Here is a 19,307-nt window from a genome sequence, read left to right on the forward strand (position 1 = left end):
AGACAGACGCAAACACCTTTGTGGTGTTATTTATTTATCGCTTGTCTGAATTTCAACTAATAGTGATTCGTGGTTTCTGTCAACCCGTCGCATTGCCGTTAATCCATGAAAAACATCGCAGAAGTGCAACTTCAGAAACGTCCTACATTTTCGAACCCATAAAAAAGCCCCGGCAGTGGGGCTGCCGGGGCTTGGGGTGTTGCTGTGCAGGCATTAGCGGTTGAAACGCTCCACCAGCGAGTACTGGCTCAGGGCGGTACCGGTCAGTTCGGCGCTCAGGTTGGCCGAGCGGCGGGCTTCGTCGGAGGTCTGGTCGGCCAGTACGGCAATGTTGCGGATGTTGCGGCTGACTTCTTCGGCGACCGAGCTTTGCTCTTCGGTGGCAGCGGCGATCTGGGTCGCCATGTCGGTGATGTTGGCCACCGCATCGCTGATGCCCACCAGCGCCTTGTCGGCTTCCAGCACCTGTTCGACGCCTTCTTCGGCCTGACGGCGACCGGTTTCCATGGTCTGCACGGCGTTGTTGGCGGTCTGCTGCAGTTTGGCGATCAGGGCGTGGATCTGGCCGGTGGATTCGGTGGTGCGTTGCGCCAGTTGGCGAACCTCGTCGGCGACCACCGCGAAGCCACGGCCCATCTCGCCGGCACGGGCGGCTTCGATGGCGGCGTTCAGGGCCAGCAGGTTGGTCTGGTCGGCAATGCCTTTGATGACATCGACCACGCCACCGATTTCGTCGCTGTCCTTGGCCAGTTGGGTGACGGTCAGGCCGGTGTCGCCTACGGAGGCCGAGAGCCGCTGAATGGCTTCGCGGGTTTCGCTGGCGATGTCACGGCCACGGCGGGTCAGTTCATTGGCCTGCTGGGTGGCGTCGGCGGTGCGTTGAACGTGGGTGGCCACTTCCTGGGTGGTGGAGGCCATCTGGTTGATGGCGGTGGCCACCTGATCGGTTTCCACGCGCTGACGCTCAAGGCCCATGGAGCTGGCCTGGGCGAGACTGTCGGACTGGCGCGCCTGGGCATTGAGGTGTTCGGCGGTGTCCTGCAGGCGGGTCAGGCAGGTTTTCAGGCGGGCTTCCTGGCTGAGGATGGACATCTCCAGACGCGCCTGCGGGCCGCGGCTGTCGGTGTACATCTGGGCGATCAGCGGGTCGGAGGTGGTCTGTTCGGCCAGACGCAGCAAGCGCTTGATTCCGCGCTGTTGCCAGCTCAGGCCGAGCAGGCCCAGCGGCACGGAGAGGGCGGCGGCCAGGGCGAAGCCCCATTGCGAGTTGAGCCACACGCCGATCAGGAAGCTCAACTGGCTGACCAGGATGAACGGCAACCAGTCCTGCAGCACCGGCAGCCATTTGTCGCGGCTGGGCACGGCGGTCTTGCCGTTGTTGAGGCGCTGATACAGGGCCTCTGCACGACGAACCTGTTCGGCGGTGGGCTTGATGCGCACCGACTCGAAGCCCACCACCTGTTTGTTTTCGAAGATCGGCGTCACGTAGGCGTTAACCCAGTAATGGTCGCCGTTCTTGCAGCGGTTCTTGACGATGCCCATCCACGGCTGACCCTGTTTCAGGGTGCCCCACATGTGTTCGAACACGGCGGACGGCACGTCAGGGTGGCGCACGGTATTGTGCGGTGCCTTGACCAGTTCGTCGCGGGTGAAGCCGCTGATGTCGACGAAGGCGTCGTTGCAGTAGGTGATCACGCCGCGCGCATCGGTGGTCGAGATCAACCGTTGCTGCGCCGGGAAGGTCCGTTCGCGTTGGGTGATGGGCTGGTTATTGCGCATAAGCTATTCAATCCGGGAAGGCTTTGAACCCTTATCGGCGGCCTTCGCCGGAAATTAAGCGTTTTGTGAACTGCGTCATGGGACGCTTTGTCGCAGATCAACCGTCAGCGGTTGAACATCGGGTAGGTGAACAGGCCGAAGTGCGCCAGATTGAGCCCGATATGAGTGATGACCGCCGCAGTCAGGCCGCCGAATCGATAGGCGATGCCGTAGCCGATGCCGGCCATGCCCGCCAGCAGCACCCACTCCCAGCCCGCGCCCATGTGCGCTAGGCCAAAGGCCAGCGACGCCAGCCCGATGGCCAACGCCTGGTGGTAGGGAAGGCGATGCAGCAGGCGAGCGAGGCCTTGCTGCAGGTACCCGCGAAACAGCAGCTCTTCGGTGATGGTGACCAGCAACAGGTTGTTGATCGCCCAGATCATGCCCTGCTCAGGCCATTTCGGTGCCCAGCCGACGATCCCCAGCGAGACTGCGCCTGTCAGGCAGATGACCGTGGTCACGGGCAGGGTGATGCTGGCAGTCAGCACTGTGCGGCGAGGGCTGACGGCGAAAAATACCCAGGGACAGGCCAATGCGATCCAGAAGCCGATCAGGGGTTTGTCCAGGTTCAGGAACATTGAAAACGGCGCCGCTTCCTGGGTGAAGCGTACGGCGGCGATGACCCGGGCATTGAAGAAACCGGGCAGCCAATGGCTGGCAAGCCCTGCGGCCAGGGCGATGAACAGGCTGTGACCGAACAGGCGTATGCCCCGATGGCTGAACTGGCTGACGCAGATCCCCGCCATGATCAACAGCCCGAACGTCACCACCACAGGCAGGGTCAGTTGGCCGTAGGTCAGCGCAATGCAGTAACCCAGCGTAAGCAACGCAAGCGCGGTCCAGCGAAGCGCCGGCATGGTGTCGTCCTTGAACGTGAGATAAGGCTGCGGATTCTAGCGTTCATTAAACGGTTGTGCATGTAGGACGGGGCTGAAAGTCGCGGGGGAATCAGTGTCGTGGAAGGGTTAAACGTTTCCATGCCGATACGGAAATGCGACATCCATCTGCAGCGGTACGGCTTGCGGGCGGGGGGTGTTGAGGGCGCTGTCGCGGGCAAGCGCGCTCCTACAGGGGGGCAGGAGCGTAGCAGTCCGGCTTGCCGGCGTTGGCGATTTGAGGGTCGCCGACGCCGGCAAGCCGGACTGCTACGGGGTTGTGTCGTGCTTTCTGGCGGTGTTGACCTGCGTGGCGCCGTCGCGGATAAGCCGCCCTACGACTTGATCAACTGCCGCAGCACATAATGCAGTATCCCCCCCGCCTTGAAGTATTCCACCTCATTCAAGGTATCGATCCTGCAAAGCACCTCGACATCCTCCTGCTTGCCGCTCTCCCGGGTGATCTGCAACGTCAGGCTCATGCCCGGTTGCAGCGTGGCCCCGGTCAGGCCGGTGATGTTCAGCACCTCCTTGCCGGTCAGTTCAAGGGTCTTGCGGCTCTGGCCGTTCTTGAACTGCAGCGGCAACACGCCCATGCCCACCAGGTTGGAGCGGTGGATGCGCTCGAAACTCTCCGCGATCACCGCTTTGACGCCCAGCAGGTTGGTGCCCTTGGCTGCCCAGTCCCGGCTGGAACCGGTGCCGTATTCCTGCCCGGCAATGACCACCAGCGGCGTGCCTTCCTGCTGATAGCGCATGGCCGCATCGTAGATCGGCAGCTTTTCATCGGTCGGAACGTGCAGGGTGTAGCCACCTTCTTCGTTGCCCAGCATTTCGTTGCGAATGCGGATGTTGGCAAAGGTGCCGCGCATCATCACTTCATGGTTGCCGCGCCGTGAGCCGTAGGAGTTGAAGTCCTTGGGTTCCACGCCCTTGCTGCGCAGGTAGCGGCCGGCGGGGCTGTCGGCCTTGATGTTGCCTGCAGGGGAGATGTGGTCGGTGGTCACCGAGTCGCCAAGCATCGCCAGTACGCGGGCCTGCTGTACATCGGCGATGACCGGCAACGGCCCGGCCACGTCGTCGAAGAACGGCGGGTGCTGGATGTACGTGGAGTCGGCCTGCCAGACGTAGGTCGGGTCCTTGGACACCTCGATCGCCTGCCACTGCGCGTCACCGGCAAACACCTCGGCATATTCCTTGTGGAACATGCCGGTGCTGACCTTCATCACCGCATCGGCGATTTCCTGTTGCGTCGGCCAGATGTCGCGCAGATAGACCGGCTGCCCATCCTTGCCTTCACCCAGCGGCTCGCTGCTCAGGTCGATGCGCACGCTGCCTGCCAGTGCATAGGCGACCACCAGGGGCGGCGAGGCCAGCCAGTTGGTTTTCACCAGCGGATGCACCCGGCCCTCGAAGTTGCGGTTGCCCGACAGCACCGACGCCACGGTCAAATCCGACTGCTGGATGGCTTTTTCGATAGGGTCGCGCAACGGGCCCGAGTTACCGATGCAGGTGGTGCAGCCATAACCCACCAGATCGAAACCCAGGGTGTCGAGGTACTGGGTCAGGCCTGCGGCGTTGTAATAATCGGTCACCACTTTGGAGCCCGGCGCCAGCGAACTCTTCACCCACGGCTTGCGTTGCAGGCCTTTCTCGACGGCCTTTTTCGCCAACAGGCCGGCCGCCATCATCACGCTGGGGTTCGAGGTGTTGGTGCACGAGGTGATCGCGGCGATCACCACCGCGCCGTTTTTCAGACGGTAGCGGTTGCCTTCGTATTCGTACTCCGCCTCGCCGACCTGCTCGGCGTTGCCCACCGCCACACCGCCACCGCCTTCACTTTCCAGACGGCCCTCTTCATGTTTGGTCGGTTTGAGCGCCAGGCCGAGAAAATCGCTGAACGCCTGGGAAACGTCAGGCAACGCCACGCGATCCTGCGGGCGTTTAGGCCCGGCAAGGCTGGCGACCACCGACCCCATGTCCAGCTCCAGCGCGTCGCTGAACACCGGTTCCTGGCCTGGCACGCGCCACAGGCCCTGGGCCTTGCAGTAAGCCTCGACCAGCTTGACGGTTTCAGCGGGGCGGCCGGACAGGCGCAGGTATTCCAGGGTCACGTCATCGACCGGGAAGAAGCCGCAGGTGGCGCCGTATTCCGGAGCCATGTTGGCGATGGTGGCACGGTCCGCCAGTGGCAGGTCGGCCAGGCCGTCGCCATAGAATTCGACGAATTTGCCCACCACGCCTTTCTTGCGCAGCATCTGGGTGACGGTCAGCACCAGGTCGGTGGCGGTGATGCCTTCCTTGAGCTTGCCGGTCAGCTTGAAGCCGATCACCTCGGGAATCAGCATCGACACCGGCTGGCCAAGCATGGCCGCTTCCGCTTCGATACCGCCCACGCCCCAGCCCAGCACGCCGAGGCCGTTGATCATGGTGGTGTGGGAGTCGGTGCCCACCAGCGTGTCGGGGAAGGCATAGGTGCGGCCATCCTCTTCTTTGGTCCACACCGTGCGGCCCAGGTATTCGAGGTTGACCTGGTGACAGATGCCGGTGCCCGGCGGCACCACGCTGAAGTTGTCGAACGCACCCTGGCCCCAGCGCAGGAACGCATAGCGCTCGCCGTTGCGCTGCATTTCGATGTCGACGTTTTCGCTGAACGCCTGCTGATCGCCGAACTTGTCGACCATCACCGAGTGGTCGATCACAAGGTCCACGGGGGACAGCGGGTTGATGCGCTGCGGATCGCCACCGGCCTTGGCCACGGCGGCGCGCATGGCGGCCAGGTCGACCACCGCCGGTACGCCGGTGAAGTCCTGCATCAGCACCCGGGCAGGGCGATACTGGATTTCCCGGTCCGACTTGCGTTCGGTCAGCCAGGCGGCCAGCGCCTTGAGGTCGTCGCCGCTGACGGTCTGGTTGTCTTCCCAGCGCAGCAGGTTTTCCAGCAGTACCTTGAGCGACATTGGCAACCTGCTCAGGTCGCCCAGGGTTTTCGCAGCGTCGGGCAGGCTGAAGTAGTGGTAGGTTTTGCTGTCGATTTGCAGTGTCTTGAGGCTTTTCAGGCTATCGAGGGAGGGCATGAACTAACTCCTTCACTGATCCGCAAGATTGCGGACGGGCTTATCACGAACGGTAAGACGATCTGTCCAAGCCCTCTGAATGGCGGCTTTTAAATGGTCATTGAGTAGTACTGGACCTTTGGCCTGCGCCAGTGGTTCCTGATTCCGTTATCATGCGCCGCTTTCGAGTCACCGAGATGAAATCTCGGTCAGCGATGACTCACCCGCTTCTGGAGTACACCCGGTGAACACCCTTTTCATGCATTGCCGCCCCGGTTTCGAAGGCGAGGTCTGTTCCGAGATCAGCGAGCACGCTGCCCGGCTGAACGTGCCCGGCTACGCCAAGGCCAAGCCTGGCACGGCCTGCGCCGAATTCGTCTGCACCGAGCCCGATGGCGCCGAGCGGCTGATGAACGGCGTGCGTTTCATGGACCTGATCTTCCCGCGGCAGTGGGCGCGCGGGGTGTTCGTCAGCCTGCCGGAAACGGACCGCATCAGCGTGATCCAGCAGCACATGGCCGATTTCCCGGTCTGCGGCAGCCTGTGGCTGGAAGTGGTCGACACCAACGACGGCAAGGAGCTCTCGACCTTCTGCCGCAAGTTCGAGGCCCCGCTGCGCAAGGCGCTGGAGAAGGCTGGCAAACTGGTGGACAACCCGAGCTTGCCGCGCCTGCTGCTGACCTTCAAGAGTGGCCGCGAGGTGTTTCTCGGCCTGGCAGATGCCAGCAACTCGGCAATGTGGCCGATGGGCATCCCGCGTCTGAAATTCCCCCGGGAAGCGCCCAGCCGCTCGACCTTGAAACTGGAAGAGGCCTGGCATCACTTCATTCCTCGCGAGCATTGGGACGAGCGTCTGTCCGGCGACATGACCGGCGTTGACCTGGGGGCCGCGCCAGGCGGCTGGACCTATCAACTGGTCAGGCGCGGCATGCTGGTGACCGCCATCGACAACGGCCCGATGGCTGAAAGCCTGATGGACACCGGCCTGGTGCAGCATCTGATGGCCGACGGTTTTACCTACAAGCCGCGCCAGACCGTGGACTGGATGGTCTGCGACATCGTCGAAAAACCTGCGCGCAACGCCGCCTTGCTCGAAACCTGGCTGGGCGAGGGGTTGTGCCGCGAGGCGGTGGTCAACCTCAAGCTGCCGATGAAACAGCGCTACGCCGAAGTGCGGCGCTTGCTCGACCGCATTGAAGAAGGCTTCAAGGCCCGGGGCGTCAAGGTATCGATCGGTTGCAAACAGCTCTACCACGACCGCGAAGAAGTGACGTGTCACCTGCGGCGCCTGGATATGAAGCCCAGGGTGTAAGCCCAGATCCCCTATGACCTCAAGACCGCCCCGCCGGCAAGCCGTGCTGCTACGGTACCGGGGTCGCCACGAATCCCGGGGGATGTTGCCGCAGACCCTGTGGGAGCGGGCTTGCCCGCGAAGAGGCCGGGCCAGGCGCTAGAAATCTTGCGCCGGTACCTGCGCTTTCGCGGGCGAGCCCGCTCCCACAAAGGGCACCACCAGTGCCAAGGCAGGTGCTCTTGCACACAAAGGGCAATATAGTGCGCAGGATGCGAAGGGGATCTGTTCGATGGAAAAAGAATCACTGCCAAGGGCCTCGGTGCTGCAACACGTCAGCCTCAATGTGCGGCGCTTGCGGCATGGGGCGGGGTTGAGCCAGACGGCGCTGGCGCAACGCTCCGGCGTCAGCCGGCGGATGCTGGTGGCCATCGAGGCCGGGGAGAAGAATGTCAGCCTGGCCACGCTGGACCGGGTGGCCGAGGCTCTGGATGTGGCCTTCAGCGATCTGATCCAGGCGCCGGACCTGCGCGACTCCAGCCGCATCAACGAGGTGGCGTGGGCCGGCACACAGCCAGGCAGCAAGGCCGTGCTGCTGGCCAGGGCGGCGGCGCGCCAGGGCGTGGAATTATGGGAATTCAGCCTGGCGCCGGGGGAGTCATACGGGTCGCAGTCTGACCCCGAGGGCTGGAGCGAACAGGTCTACGTGATCGAAGGCTGCCTGACCGTCGCCTTGCCGGACCAGATCCACGAAGTCGCCACCGGTGAGTTCTTCATGTTTCCCAGCGACCGGCCCCATGCCTACCGCAACGACGGCGACACCCTGCTGCGCTTCGTCAGAAACGTGGTGTCGTAAGGGCCAGGGTGTTGATTCGGCAACAGCGGATCAACACTTTGCCCGCATTTCACCCACCCAGAGTCGCTTTATTCCGGCACGGGCCGTGCCTTGCATCCTTCGTACCGCAACGGGCCTACCAACGTCCTGTTTGAATCCATCGGCGCGCTCTGCATAATCTGGGCGTGCGGGCCCATCGGGCGAAGAAAAAAGGCGAAACAACAATGACCGCAGACAACAGTCGACCGGACGCAGACATTCTCATCGTCGGCGGTGGCCTGAGTGGCACCATGCTCGCGGTGCAGCTGCTGCGCCTCGCGGGGCCGCGTCGCATCACAATCGTAGAGTCGCGCAGCGAACTGGGGCGAGGCGAGGCCTACAGCGCCACCGAGCTTGGGCACACCCTGAACGGCAACGCGGCGCGCATGAGCGTCGACCCGGACAACGCCGACGACCTGACCCAGTGGCTCACCGATTTCATTGCTGCAGGCGGCTGGCCGGAATCGGACGATGAACATGTACCGGTGGCGGAATTGTTCCCGCCCCGAGGAATTTTCGGCCTGTATGTGCAGCAACGTCTGGCAGAGGCCCAGGCGCTGGGGGCGCGGCACGGCTCCAGTGTCGAGCATGTGCGTGGCGAAGTCAGTGACCTTGAACACAGCGCCTCGGGCGTTCGCTTGACCCTGGCCGACGGCGCCGAACTGACTGGCCGCTTCGCGGTGCTGGCCACCGGCATGTTCGCCGCCGCCCGCACCCCGCAACGGGATTCCAACGCCCTCAACGCAGCCGCCGTAGACCCTTGGGATGTGCAAGCCATGTCCCGCCTCGACCCCCAGGGCCGCGTGTTGATTATCGGTTCGGGCCTGACCATGGTCGATGCCGTGGTGTCGCTGGAGCAGGCCGGGCATCGTGGCCCCATCGATGTGTTCTCCCGCCATGGGTTGCTGCCCCATGTGCGTCGGCAACCGCCGGCATGGCCGGATTTTCTTGGCGCCGATCACAGCATTCGCAGCACCCGGCAACTGGTTCGCGCACTGCGTGAACAGTGTGCCCGGGCGATTGCCCAGGGTATTGACTGGCAGGCACCGCTGGACACCGTTCGCGTGCACATCGGTCGCTTGTGGAGCCAGGCGAGCGATGTGCAGCGGCGCCAGTTCGTGCGCCACGTGCGGCCCTGGTGGGAGAGCCACCACCACCGCTCGCCACCGCCAAGCGCACGCTTGCTTGAGCGTCTGGTGCGGGAGGGGCGGCTGAACATTCACGCCGCCTCCTTGCTGGGTGTCGACAGCGCCGAGGCGGGGAAGGTAAGTATTCAGGTGCGCCGTCGTGGCGAGGAGCAGGCGAGCCAGATCAGCGGCGATGCCTTGATCAACTCCACGGGTATCCAGTACGACTGGCGCCGCGTTGACCGCGCCTTGCCGCGCAATCTGCTGGATCGGGGTTTGGTTCAGCCAGGGCCGCTGGCGCTGGGGATCGCCGCCGATGCCGGTGGCGCGGTGCTGGATGCCCAGGGGCAGGTGTCGGACCGGCTGTTCGCCCTGGGCCCGCCGTTGCGTGGATTGTGGTGGGAGAGCACGGCGGTGACCGATGTGGCATTGCAGGCCAAGGCGTTGGCGATTCGATTGGCGGAATTCGGCTGACCGGGGAATTGTGTCGACTCCGACACAATTCCTGCGCCTTACCCTAAAGCACTATCCGAACGGGCCGAGAACCTTGCAGGACCCGCTCGATCCGTCTGGACATCGTGGGTGATTCAAAGCTATGGAGGCGTTCACCCATGTTGAGTCTGAATTTCAGGAACCCGGCCGATGCGGCCGTGCTGTTGCCGCAGACAGCGACCAAGGCTCAGCCATCGAACGATGACAGCACCAAGCTGCCCAGTGCCGCCGAGCAGATGCGCCAGAGCGTGGAAGTGCTGCTGTCGCCCGAAGCCCAGAAGGCGGCCAGGAGCGGCGACAAGAACGCCGACATCGATGCCACGAACCTGCCGGACCGGATCAAGGATCAGTTGAAGATGATTCGCGCGCTCCAGGAACGCATTGCCAGGCGCATGCAGGACATGCAGGCCTTCATGAGCGACCGTTCACTGTCCAGGCAGGTGCGCGAGGCCAAGATGCGGCAGTTGCAGATGGAAATCATGGCCATGAACAGCTCGCTGCTGCAGGCCACCAACCAGCTCAATCAGGCCATGCAACAGATGCAGCTCTCGAACGGTGACCGGGTGCTGGCCGCCACGCTGGTGGGCCCGCAACACATTCAGTCCTGATCCAGCAGCACGGGGCCCACGCCACTCTCACCCAGGTTATCGCCCTGGTTGCGCAGCGGGCAGGCTTCCATCGACAGACAGCCGCAGCCGATGCAGCCATTGAGTTGGTCGCGCAGGGCGGTGAGGCGATTGATGCGCTCGTTCAGATCGGCTTTCCAGCAGTTCGACAGGGTGTTCCAGTCCTGCAGCGTGGGCGGATGGTCCTGGGGCAGGTTCTGGAACGCCACCTGAATGCTGGCCAGCGGAATGCCCAGGCGCTGGGCGGTCTTGATCAACGCCACGCGCCGCAGCACGTCCCGTGCGTACCGGCGCTGGTTGCCGGCATTGCGCTGGCTGCTGATCAGGCCCTTGGATTCATAGAACCGCAGCGCGGTAATGGCCACGCCGCTGCGGGCAGCCAACTGGCCGACGGTGAGTTCGCGGGGAAGGTGAATGGAATCGCTGGCGCGCATATTTATACCAAATGCTTCTTGACCTCTAGTTAAGTGGAGGTTTTACCCTTCGCAGCGTTGAATCGCAACCGGCCTGTTTGCGTCGAGGCCCGGCGCAAGAAACGTAGTTCGCAACACCCGGCTGTGGAGCATTGTGCTCAGTAACACCTGTCATCAGTGGAGAGCGTTCATGACGTCACAAGACTCAAACCTTCCGTTCAGCCAGTTCATCGAGTTCACCGTCAATCCGCCGCACCAGACCGGGCTGGTCAATGCCTTGAATGAGCATTTCGAGCGCTTCACCCGCACCTATCCAGGCTTCATCCGCGCCAGCGTGCACGTCAGCGAAGACCAGCGCCGGGTCCTCAGCCATGTGCTGTGGCAATCCAGGTCCGACTGTGAAAAGGCCTTTGCCAACGCAGAGAAAGGAGAGGGCGACCTGTGGAACCTGATTCGTGCCTACCGGACCACGGCGATGGCATTCAATGCCTACGAACAGGTGGGGGAGATTGTCGGGCCGCGCTGAACAGGCGGCCTGTGGCGGCATCGATCACACGGACAATTGCACCATTCGGTCACCCTGCAACTGCTCGCCGGGGCGACGTTTGTTCACCGCCAGCTCACCGATCCTGATCAGGCGCGCACGAATCACGTTTCGGCTCAGGCCCAGCAACTGCGCGGTATGCACCTGGTTGTAGTGGCTAAACCGATAGGCCGCCCGCAGCAGGCTGTCTTCGACCTTTTCATGCAGCGCGCCTGCCTGCTCCTCGAACAACTTCTGGAACGCTCGGCTGAGCAAGGCTTCGGTGGAGTCGTCGATGGCGACCGTAGCTTCTTCCTGACGCTCCAGGCGCAGGTTGGACAATCGCAGGTCGCTGGGCTGGATCACGCCGTTGCGGCAGATCAGCAGCGTGTGATGAATGACGTTTTCCAGCTCGCGAATATTGCCCGGCCAGCCGTAGGTGCGCAGCTTGTGCTCGGCGTCGTCGCTGATCTGGATCGGCCCGCAGCCCAGGCGCTGGCTGTAGACCTCGATGAAGTGGCGGGTCAGCGGCATGATGTCGCCGGGGCGTTCGCGCAGTGTGCTCAACATCAGGTTGACCACGTTCAGGCGATAGAACAGGTCTTCGCGAAAATGCCCGGCGTTGATCGCCTGTTCCAGTTGCACGTTGGTGGCCGCCAGTACGCGCACGTTGATCGGCGTGCTCTTGCGCGAGCCCAGGCGCACCACTTCGCGCTCCTGCAACACGCGCAGCAACTTGACCTGAATCGCCATCGGCAGATCACCGATTTCATCCAGGAACAGGGTGCCGCCGTTGGCTTCCTCGAACCAGCCAGCCTTGGCGGTGAGGGCGCCGGTGAAGGCGCCTTTCTCATGGCCGAACAACTCGGCTTCAACCAGTGATTCGGAAAACGCGCCGCAGTTCACGGCCACGAACGGCTGGTGGCGGCGGGCCGAGAGGTTGTGAATGTGACGCGCCACCAGCTCCTTGCCGGTGCCGGTCTCGCCGATGATCAGCACACTGGCGTCACTGGGCGCGACCTGTTGCACATGGGCCAGCAGCGCCCGCGACTTGGGGTCTTCGAACACCTGCGCGGTGGCGCGGATCGAGGTGGCCAGGGCGGGCGAGGGCGGTAGGGTCAGTAGCTGCATGGGGATCACTTGTGGTTGAAACGGAACGCTGGCGGTCATGTGTGACTCCTTGTCGCGATGGGCTATTACCCATCTCCCGAACGCCATGCTTTGGCAAGGCAAACGGTTTACCTGTAGGAGTGAGCTTGCTCGCGATGGCGGTGTGTCAGCTTGAGTAGTCAGCACAGACAGGTTGCAATCGCGAGCAAGCTCACTCCTACAGGAGATGTGGAGATTTTCTATTTCTGCGGCGGCAGGTCGTTGGCGATCATCTCGCCGAAGGGCCCGGTCAGGTTGGTGATGCCGCGTCCGGCCAGGCTGCGGTACGGTTCTGGCAGCAGCGGGAAGACCAGTTCGGCGAAGCGATAGGCCTCTTCCAGGTGCGGGTAGCCGGAGAAGATGAAGCTCTCGATACCCAGGTCCGCGTATTCCTTGATCCGCGCGGCGACTTCCTCGGGGTTGCCCACCAGCGCCGTGCCCGCGCCGCCACGAACCAGGCCGACGCCGGCCCACAGGTTCGGTGCGATTTCCAGGTTGTCGCGCCGCCCGTCATGCAGCGCGGCCATGCGGCGCTGGCCTTCGGAATCGAAGCGCGAGAAGGATTTCTGCGCAGCGGCGATGGTTTCGTCGCTGATGTGTTCGATCAGGGTGTTGGCGGCTTTCCACGCCTCCTCGCTGGTCTGGCGCACGATCACGTGCAGGCGGATACCGAATTTCACGGTGCGGCCATTGCGGGCGGCGCGCTCGCGAATGTCGGCCAGTTTCTCGGCCACTGCCGCTGGCGGCTCGCCCCAGGTCAGGTACACGTCCACCTGTTCGGCGGCCAGTTCATGGGCCGCCTCGGAAGATCCGCCGAAATACAGCGGCGGGTAAGGCTTCTGGATCGGCGGGTACAGGGCCTTGGCGTTCTGCACTTTCAGATGCTTGCCTTCGAAATCCACCGCCTCGCCTTGCAGCACGCGGCGCCAGATCTTGAGGAATTCGTCGGTGACTTCGTAACGCTCGCTGTGATCGAGGAAGCTGCCGTCGCCACGGTTCTCGTCAGGGTCGCCACCGGTCACCACGTTGATCAGCAAGCGCCCGCCGGACAGCCGGTCCAGGGTCGCGGCCATGCGCGCGGATACGGTGGGCGAGATGATGCCCGGACGGATCGCCACCAGATACCGCAGGCGCTCGGTCAGCGGCACCAGGGCCGAGGCGATCACCCAGGAGTCTTCGCAGGAGCGGCCGGTGGGAATCAGCACACCGTGGTAACCCAGGTCGTCAGCGGCCTGCGCCACTTGCTTCAGGTAATTGAGCGTAACCGGGCGCGCGCCCTTGGTGGTGCCCAGGTAGTGGCCATCGCCGTGGGTCGGTAGAAACCAGAAAACATCCATGAGAAGTCCTTCGAGCAGAATCAGTGGCTTTTGGAATAAGTGGGGCTATTTATAGAGGCTGCGATTTATTCCGTAAAAGAACTGAATTCCATATTTTTAGAACTTAAAGAGATATGTCGGCATTTACGTTTTGAAACGTATGTTTTTCACAGGGTGATATTCTCTTGCCCTGCGCGCCCCTGTAGGAGTGAGCTTGCTCGCGATCGCGTTTGTTCAGGTAATGGATCGGTGATTGGCACTCCGCCATCGCGAGCAAGCTCACTCCTACAGGTCATTGTCCCAGCCTGACAAAAAGAACCCGCATGACCACAAAAAAAGAAGCAGCACCCCTGCCCGAAGACCTGCGGGTATTCCTCACCGTGATTCGCAAATCCGGGTTCGCCGCCGCCGCCGAAGAACTCGGCCTGTCACCGGCCTACGTCAGCAAGCGCATCCAGATTCTGGAGACGACCCTGGCCACGCGCCTGCTGCATCGCACCAGCCGCAAGATCGCCCTCACCGAAGACGGCGAGCGGGTGCAGCGCTGGGCGGTGCGGATCCTTGAAGATTTCCAGTTGCTGCATGACGAATTGTCCGAGGCCCATCAGGCGCCACGGGGCAAACTGCACCTGTGCAGCTCCCTGGGCTTTGGCCGCAACCACGTCGCCCCGGCGATCTCGAAACTGGCCCGGGCCTACCCGGACCTGGAGGTGCGCCTGGACCTGTTCGACCGCGTGGTGGACATCGTCAGCGAAGGCTTCGACCTGGAAATCCGCGTCGGCGACGACATCCCCGGCCAGCACATCGGCCGGCAGTTGGCGAGCAACCACCGCGTGCTTTGCGCAGCCCCCGACTACCTGGCCCGGCGTGGCACACCCACGCAACTGGCCGATCTCGAACAGCACGATTGCCTGGTCATCAAGGAGCGCGACAACGCCTTTGGCATCTGGCATGTGGAGCGCGACGGGGTGCCGGAGACGGTGCGGGTCAGCGGGCCTCTGTCATCCAACAGCGGCGAGATCGTCCTGCAATGGGCGCTGGACGGGCGCGGGGTGCTGCACCGTTCGCTGTGGGATGTGAAGCCCTTTCTGGAGCAGGGCAGGCTGGTGCAGGTACTTCCCGAATACACCGAAACCGCCAACGTCTGGGCGGTGTACCCGACGCGGCTGGCCAGTTCCGGGAAGCTGCGGGTGTGCGTGGAGTTTTTGCAGGCACATTTTCAGGGGCTGTCGATCTGACACCCCATTCCCGTAGCAGCACGGCTTGCCGGCGGGAGCGATGCAGCAGGCAAAAAAAACAGGCGCCTGAGCGCCTGTGAAGGAGAGCACGGAAGCTCTGCAAATCAGAAAATCTGGGTGAACAGCCAGTACAGTCCGCCGGACAGCAGGATCGCCGCAGGCAGGGTCAGGACCCAGGCCATGGCCAGGTTGCGCAGGGTGCGCATCTGCAGGCCCGAACCGTTGGCGGTCATGCTGCCAGCCACGCCCGAAGACAACACGTGGGTCGTCGACACCGGCAGGCCGTACATGTCGGCCGCACCGATGGTCAGCATCGCGACCACTTCGGCAGAGGCGCCCTGGGCGTAGGTCATGTGGGTCTTGCCGATCTTCTCACCGACGGTGACTACGATGCGCTTCCAGCCGACCATGGTGCCCAGGCCCAGCGCGATGGCGACCGCGATCTTGACCCACAGCGGGATGAAGCGGGTGGCGCTGTCGATCTGCTGCTTGAACAGCTGCACCTTGCCTTGGGTGTCGGCGTCGAAGTTGCCGACCTTGTTCTTGTCCATGATGCGAATGGCTTCGGACGTCAGGTACATGTCGTTACGCACGTTGGCCGTGGCCTCGGCAGGCACTTTGGCCAGCGAGCCGTAGCTTGCGACCTGGTCGCCGATCTTGCCGGCCATCACCGCCAGCGCAGGCACCAGCTCGGGAGTGGCCTGTTTGTCGCGGATGTACTCGGACAGCGTCTTGCGCGAGTCGGCCGGGGCTGGCAACGGCGCAGCCTTGGTCAGCGCCTGCTGGGTCACTTGCGCCACGGCGGCGAACTGCACCGACTGGTCGGCCGGCATGGTGCGGTTCAGCGCGTAGGCCATCGGCAGGGTGCCGACCAGGATCAGCATGATCAGGCCCATGCCTTTCTGGCCATCGTTGGAGCCGTGGGCGAAGGACACGCCGGTGCAGGTCACGATCAGCAGGCCGCGAATCCACAGCGGCGGCGGGGTGTTGCCTTCCGGCGCCTTGTACAGCGCGCGATTCTTCACGAAGGCGCGCAGGGCCAGAAGCAGCAGCGCGGCGCAGGTGAAGCCCACCAGGGGCGATAGCAGCAGCGAGTAGCCGATCTTGGTCGCCTGGGTCCAGTCCACGCCGCTGGTGCCGTCACGGCCGTGCATCAGCGCGTTGGCCACGCCCACGCCGATGATCGAACCGATCAGGGTGTGCGACGACGATGCTGGCAGGCCCAGCCACCAGGTGCCCAGGTTCCACAGGATGGCGGCGATCAACAGGGCGAAGATCATCGCGTAGCCGGCCGACGAGCCGACCTGCAGGATCAGTTCCACCGGCAACAGCGCGATGATGCCGAACGCCACGGCGCCGCTGGAGAACAGCACGCCCAGGAAGTTGAACGCACCGGACCAGACCACCGCAAAGTTCGGCGGCAGGGAGTGGGTGTAGATGACCGTTGCCACCGCGTTGGCGGTGTCATGGAAGCCGTTGACGAACTCGAAGCCCAGGGCGATCAGCAGCGCGACGCCCAGCAGCAGGAACGGCACCCAGGTGGTGACGACCGTGCCCAGCTCATCCATGTCCGATTTCAGGCTGTAGGCCGTGTAGAGCAGGCCCAGGCCGAGGACGGCGAAGAAGATCACCATCGTCAGGATGCCGGGCTTGCGGCCGAATTGGGAGCTAAGGCTCGGTGAGCCTTGAGCCATAGAGGGGGTCGCCATGATTCACAATCCTGTTGAGATGGGATGGTGAATATCTTCATTACAAAATGTGACAGAGATACGACGCAGGTCAGCAAGACCGCGTATTTATTGGCTGTAAGCGATTAACGGGCTTCAAAAAAATGGCGTCAAAGGGCCATTTTTCTTTCAGGAAGACTCAATGTGAGTGGGCGCTTGTCGCCAGGTCAATAATCCCGACTCTTGCGAAATGCCCAGCGCCCGGCGATGAAGGTGAACGACGCCACCAGTGCCACCAGCACCCAGAAGCCATGGGGATCGGTGGCCAGCGGAATGCCGCCGACGTTCATGCCGAAGAAACCCGCCACGATGTTGATCGGCAGGGCCAGCACCGTGACCACGGTCAGGGTGAACAGCGTGCGGCTGCTCTGTTCGTTGAGGTTGGCGGCGATTTCCTCCTGCAACAGCTTGATCCGCTCGCCCAGGGCGGTGAGGTCGCTGATGACCAGCGCCGACTCTTCGGTTGACTGGCGCAGCTCCTGCAAGTCCTCTTCCAGCAGCCATTGCGGCGGTCGGTGCAGCAGGCGCATCAGTGAGCCAGGCTCCAGCGCCAGCAGGCGTTGCAGGCGCACCAGCACCCGGCGCATGGTGCCAAGTTCGGTGCGGTTGTTGCTCAGGCGCTGGGACAGGAGCTGGTCTTCGATCTTGTCGACGCTGATGCTGGTCTTGCGCATGAACTGCGCCAGCACTTCGCTCTGGTCGCGCAGCAGGTGCGCCAGCAGTTCCAGCGGCGAGCGGAAGGTCTCGCCGCGCTTGACCGAGGAGCGCAGCTTGTCCACCGAGCGCAGCGGCTGATGGCGAGCGGAAATCATCAGGTTGCCGCGTACGCAGACCCACATCGTGGCGATGTCGGTCGAGACCCGGTTGAAGTCGAACACCACGTCGTTGACCACCGCCAGCAGCGCCGAGTCGACGTGCTCGATGCGGGTCGAGCGCGAGCCTTCATGCAGCGCTTCGAGAAATTCGTCGGGTAAATCCAGATTCGTCTTGAGCCAGCGCTCGCAACTGGCGTGGGCCAGGTTCAGGTGCAGCCAGATGAATTCCCCGGGCTCGGCGGGGTTGCGCAGGAATTCCAGCGCAGTGGCCGAATCAATCTCGCGCCCCGGCTCATCGATACGGAAACGGAATCCATACAGCAGACCGAAGATGTCAGAGTCCTGATGCCGGGCAATGCTTTGATTCATGAGGGCTCGCAGGCGATGCGTGCCGCTGGGGCACGGGGCTGAAAGCGGCATCATCGCAAGCGGTTTTGACAGTTTTGTGACGGTTTGTATCGCAAGGTTACGATTTCATTTACCGGCGACGTCTTACACCATCGCCAGGCGCTTTTTACGAATCGGTGCCGGCCACGAAGTGTTTATCAGCAGCTCGTCCTCGATGCTCAGTTCGATCCTTGCAGCATCGGCGTTGAGCTGGATGTGCAGGGGATCCACCGCCTTGGGGATAGCGATCACACCTTCCTGACGGATTACCCAGGCCAGGCTGATCTGCGCGGGAGTGGCGTTGTGCTGCTCGGCGATCTGCATCAGCGCCGGGTTCATCAGCAGGTCACCCGCCTGGCCGATGGGGCAGTAGGCCATGAGTGGCATCAGGGCGTTTTGCATCCAGGGAATGAGGTCGTATTCGATGCCGCGTTCGGCGGGGTTGTACAGCACCTGGTTGGTGGCGCAGGGCGTGCCCGAGGCGATGGTGTCGAGTTCCAGCAGGTCCGAGACGTCGAAGTTCGATACGCCCCAACGACCGATCTTGCCCGCCACGCGCAGGCCTTCGAAGGCTTCGACGGTTTCTTCCAGTGGGTAGGAACCTGGCCAGTGCAGCAGGTAGAGGTCGATGTGGTCGGTTTTCATGCGCTGCAGGCTGCGTTCGCAAGCGGCGATCACGCCTTTGCTGCTGGCGTTGTGGGGGTAGACCTTGCTCACCAGCGTGACCTGATCGCGCCTGCCGGCGATGGCCTGGCCGACCACTTCTTCGGCACCGCCTTCGCCGTACATTTCGGCGGTGTCGATCAGGGTCAGGCCCTGTTCGATGCCGTGTTGCAGGGCGGCTACTTCGGCCTGTCGCTGGGCGCGATCTTCGCCCATGTGCCAGGTGCCCTGGCCGATGACGGGAACGGTTTTGTCTGCCAGTTGCATCGTGCGCATGGGGTGCCTCCTGCCGGGTGGGTATAGAGAGATGAGGCAGTGTAGGCGGGCGAGGGTTCAATTGCATGTGCGCGGCACGGCACATGATCGTTCCCACGCTCCGCGTGGTAACGGCTTTAGTGACGCTCTGCGTCGTTGGGTGACTTTGGGATCGGGTGTATATCCGTTTTCGCGGTGGTTTTGGCTTAGGGTTTCGCCCCTTACGGGCGACCTACTTTCTTTCGGGAAAGTAGGCAAACCATTTGCGACAGGCTGGGGTCCTCCTTCGTCGGACTTCCCTCGACTCCGGCGCCGTTCCGGGGGCACGCCGTGATGGGCCGTCCCTGGCCCGCACGGCTTTCGCGGCTCCTGCCGCTCATCCCCCTCCACGACACCTGCGCTCGGCCTGGCGCCTTGACGTCGCATTCTGCGGCGTTTGTGCCATCGCGCACCAAGATCAAAAGCAAGATCAAAATCTTTGGTTGTACACCGCCCCGTAGCAGCACGGCTTGCCGGCGGGAGCGATCTCAAGGGCGCCATCGCTAGCAAGCTCACTCCTACAAGGTTGAGGTGACGACACCCGTAGCAGTCCGGCTTGCCGGCGGGAGCGATCTCAAGGGCGCCATCGCGGGCAAGCGCGCTCCTACGGGGTTGAGGTGACG

The 19,307-nt window shown here is 63.0% G+C and carries 15 protein-coding genes; 6 read left to right on the forward strand and 9 right to left on the reverse strand.

Going from position 1 to position 19,307, the window contains the following annotated elements:
* Positions 1–213 precede the first annotated feature (213 nt).
* From NPS29_RS08425 to acnA, 3 genes are all read right to left on the reverse strand, one after another.
* Positions 214–1,779 carry a methyl-accepting chemotaxis protein gene (locus NPS29_RS08425; RefSeq protein ID WP_274131949.1) on the reverse strand — a complete coding sequence of 522 codons (1,566 nt, stop codon included), beginning with the start codon at positions 1,777–1,779 and terminating at the stop codon, positions 214–216.
* Positions 1,780–1,883: 104 nt separating this feature from the next.
* Positions 1,884–2,675, reverse strand: coding sequence for a CPBP family intramembrane glutamic endopeptidase (locus NPS29_RS08430; RefSeq protein WP_274131950.1), 792 nt, complete (start codon positions 2,673–2,675; stop codon positions 1,884–1,886).
* 353 nt (positions 2,676–3,028) lie between these two features.
* Complete coding sequence (acnA, locus tag NPS29_RS08435) at positions 3,029–5,770, reverse strand: aconitate hydratase AcnA (RefSeq protein WP_274131951.1); 2,742 nt, start codon at positions 5,768–5,770, stop codon at positions 3,029–3,031.
* Between the two features lie 223 nt (positions 5,771–5,993).
* Here acnA and rlmM point away from each other — a divergent pair, with 223 nt between their 5' ends.
* From rlmM to NPS29_RS08455, 4 genes are all read left to right on the forward strand, one after another.
* Positions 5,994–7,061 carry a 23S rRNA (cytidine(2498)-2'-O)-methyltransferase RlmM gene (gene rlmM, locus NPS29_RS08440; RefSeq protein ID WP_274131952.1) on the forward strand — a complete coding sequence of 356 codons (1,068 nt, stop codon included), beginning with the start codon at positions 5,994–5,996 and terminating at the stop codon, positions 7,059–7,061.
* A 271-nt stretch (positions 7,062–7,332) separates the two neighbouring features.
* Complete coding sequence (locus tag NPS29_RS08445) at positions 7,333–7,896, forward strand: helix-turn-helix domain-containing protein (RefSeq protein ID WP_274131953.1); 564 nt, start codon at positions 7,333–7,335, stop codon at positions 7,894–7,896.
* A gap of 203 nt (positions 7,897–8,099) precedes the next feature.
* Complete coding sequence (locus tag NPS29_RS08450) at positions 8,100–9,515, forward strand: FAD/NAD(P)-binding protein (protein WP_274131954.1); 1,416 nt, start codon at positions 8,100–8,102, stop codon at positions 9,513–9,515.
* A 137-nt stretch (positions 9,516–9,652) separates the two neighbouring features.
* Positions 9,653–10,141, forward strand: a complete 489-nt coding sequence (locus NPS29_RS08455; RefSeq protein ID WP_274131955.1) for a hypothetical protein — start codon at positions 9,653–9,655, stop codon at positions 10,139–10,141.
* On the opposite strand, the gene soxR is transcribed toward NPS29_RS08455, so the two are convergent.
* Entirely contained in the window at positions 10,132–10,593 is a 462-nt protein-coding gene (gene soxR / locus NPS29_RS08460; RefSeq protein ID WP_274131957.1) for a redox-sensitive transcriptional activator SoxR, read from the reverse strand. The two genes, NPS29_RS08455 and soxR, sit on opposite strands and share 10 nt — an antisense overlap.
* A gap of 169 nt (positions 10,594–10,762) precedes the next feature.
* On the opposite strand from soxR, the gene NPS29_RS08465 reads away from it, so the two are divergent.
* Positions 10,763–11,098, forward strand: coding sequence for an antibiotic biosynthesis monooxygenase (locus tag NPS29_RS08465; protein WP_274131958.1), 336 nt, complete (start codon positions 10,763–10,765; stop codon positions 11,096–11,098).
* A gap of 24 nt (positions 11,099–11,122) precedes the next feature.
* On the opposite strand, the gene NPS29_RS08470 is transcribed toward NPS29_RS08465, so the two are convergent.
* Together NPS29_RS08470 and ssuD are read right to left on the reverse strand one after the other, a co-directional pair.
* Entirely contained in the window at positions 11,123–12,226 is a 1,104-nt protein-coding gene (locus NPS29_RS08470) for a sigma-54 interaction domain-containing protein (protein ID WP_274131996.1), read from the reverse strand.
* 218 nt (positions 12,227–12,444) lie between these two features.
* Positions 12,445–13,581: an FMNH2-dependent alkanesulfonate monooxygenase gene (gene ssuD, locus NPS29_RS08475; protein WP_274131959.1), complete on the reverse strand. Its 1,137-nt coding sequence runs from the start codon at positions 13,579–13,581 to the stop codon at positions 12,445–12,447.
* A gap of 302 nt (positions 13,582–13,883) precedes the next feature.
* Here ssuD and NPS29_RS08480 point away from each other — a divergent pair, with 302 nt between their 5' ends.
* On the forward strand, positions 13,884–14,798 hold the full coding sequence (locus tag NPS29_RS08480; protein ID WP_274131960.1) for a LysR substrate-binding domain-containing protein: 915 nt from the start codon (positions 13,884–13,886) through the stop codon (positions 14,796–14,798).
* A gap of 104 nt (positions 14,799–14,902) precedes the next feature.
* Here the strand turns inward: NPS29_RS08480 and NPS29_RS08485 are convergent, their stop codons facing one another.
* From NPS29_RS08485 to NPS29_RS08495, 3 genes are all read right to left on the reverse strand, one after another.
* Complete coding sequence (locus tag NPS29_RS08485) at positions 14,903–16,507, reverse strand: inorganic phosphate transporter (protein WP_274131961.1); 1,605 nt, start codon at positions 16,505–16,507, stop codon at positions 14,903–14,905.
* Between the two features lie 185 nt (positions 16,508–16,692).
* Positions 16,693–17,709 carry a transporter gene (locus tag NPS29_RS08490; protein ID WP_274131963.1) on the reverse strand — a complete coding sequence of 339 codons (1,017 nt, stop codon included), beginning with the start codon at positions 17,707–17,709 and terminating at the stop codon, positions 16,693–16,695.
* Between the two features lie 123 nt (positions 17,710–17,832).
* A complete protein-coding gene (locus NPS29_RS08495) occupies positions 17,833–18,666 on the reverse strand; it encodes an aldo/keto reductase (protein WP_274131964.1) in 834 nt (277 codons plus the stop codon).
* Positions 18,667–19,307: the final 641 nt, after the last annotated feature.

It is taken from the genome of Pseudomonas putida (assembly GCF_028682175.1).
Lineage (GTDB): Bacteria > Pseudomonadota > Gammaproteobacteria > Pseudomonadales > Pseudomonadaceae > Aquipseudomonas > Aquipseudomonas putida_AD.

Coding starts and splice junctions, on each gene's coding strand:
- NPS29_RS08455 (WP_274131955.1), top strand. CDS start 9,653: ATGTTGAGTCTGAATTTCAGGAACCCGGCCGATGCGGCCGTGCTGTTG.
- NPS29_RS08480 (WP_274131960.1), top strand. CDS start 13,884: ATGACCACAAAAAAAGAAGCAGCACCCCTGCCCGAAGACCTGCGGGTA.
- NPS29_RS08430 (WP_274131950.1), bottom strand. CDS start 2,675: ATGCCGGCGCTTCGCTGGACCGCGCTTGCGTTGCTTACGCTGGGTTAC.
- NPS29_RS08425 (WP_274131949.1), bottom strand. CDS start 1,779: ATGCGCAATAACCAGCCCATCACCCAACGCGAACGGACCTTCCCGGCG.
- NPS29_RS08445 (WP_274131953.1), top strand. CDS start 7,333: ATGGAAAAAGAATCACTGCCAAGGGCCTCGGTGCTGCAACACGTCAGC.
- NPS29_RS08485 (WP_274131961.1), bottom strand. CDS start 16,507: ATGGCGACCCCCTCTATGGCTCAAGGCTCACCGAGCCTTAGCTCCCAA.
- soxR (WP_274131957.1), bottom strand. CDS start 10,593: ATGCGCGCCAGCGATTCCATTCACCTTCCCCGCGAACTCACCGTCGGC.
- NPS29_RS08490 (WP_274131963.1), bottom strand. CDS start 17,709: ATGAATCAAAGCATTGCCCGGCATCAGGACTCTGACATCTTCGGTCTG.
- NPS29_RS08470 (WP_274131996.1), bottom strand. CDS start 12,226: ATGCAGCTACTGACCCTACCGCCCTCGCCCGCCCTGGCCACCTCGATC.
- NPS29_RS08465 (WP_274131958.1), top strand. CDS start 10,763: ATGACGTCACAAGACTCAAACCTTCCGTTCAGCCAGTTCATCGAGTTC.
- acnA (WP_274131951.1), bottom strand. CDS start 5,770: ATGCCCTCCCTCGATAGCCTGAAAAGCCTCAAGACACTGCAAATCGAC.
- NPS29_RS08450 (WP_274131954.1), top strand. CDS start 8,100: ATGACCGCAGACAACAGTCGACCGGACGCAGACATTCTCATCGTCGGC.
- ssuD (WP_274131959.1), bottom strand. CDS start 13,581: ATGGATGTTTTCTGGTTTCTACCGACCCACGGCGATGGCCACTACCTG.
- NPS29_RS08495 (WP_274131964.1), bottom strand. CDS start 18,666: ATGCGCACGATGCAACTGGCAGACAAAACCGTTCCCGTCATCGGCCAG.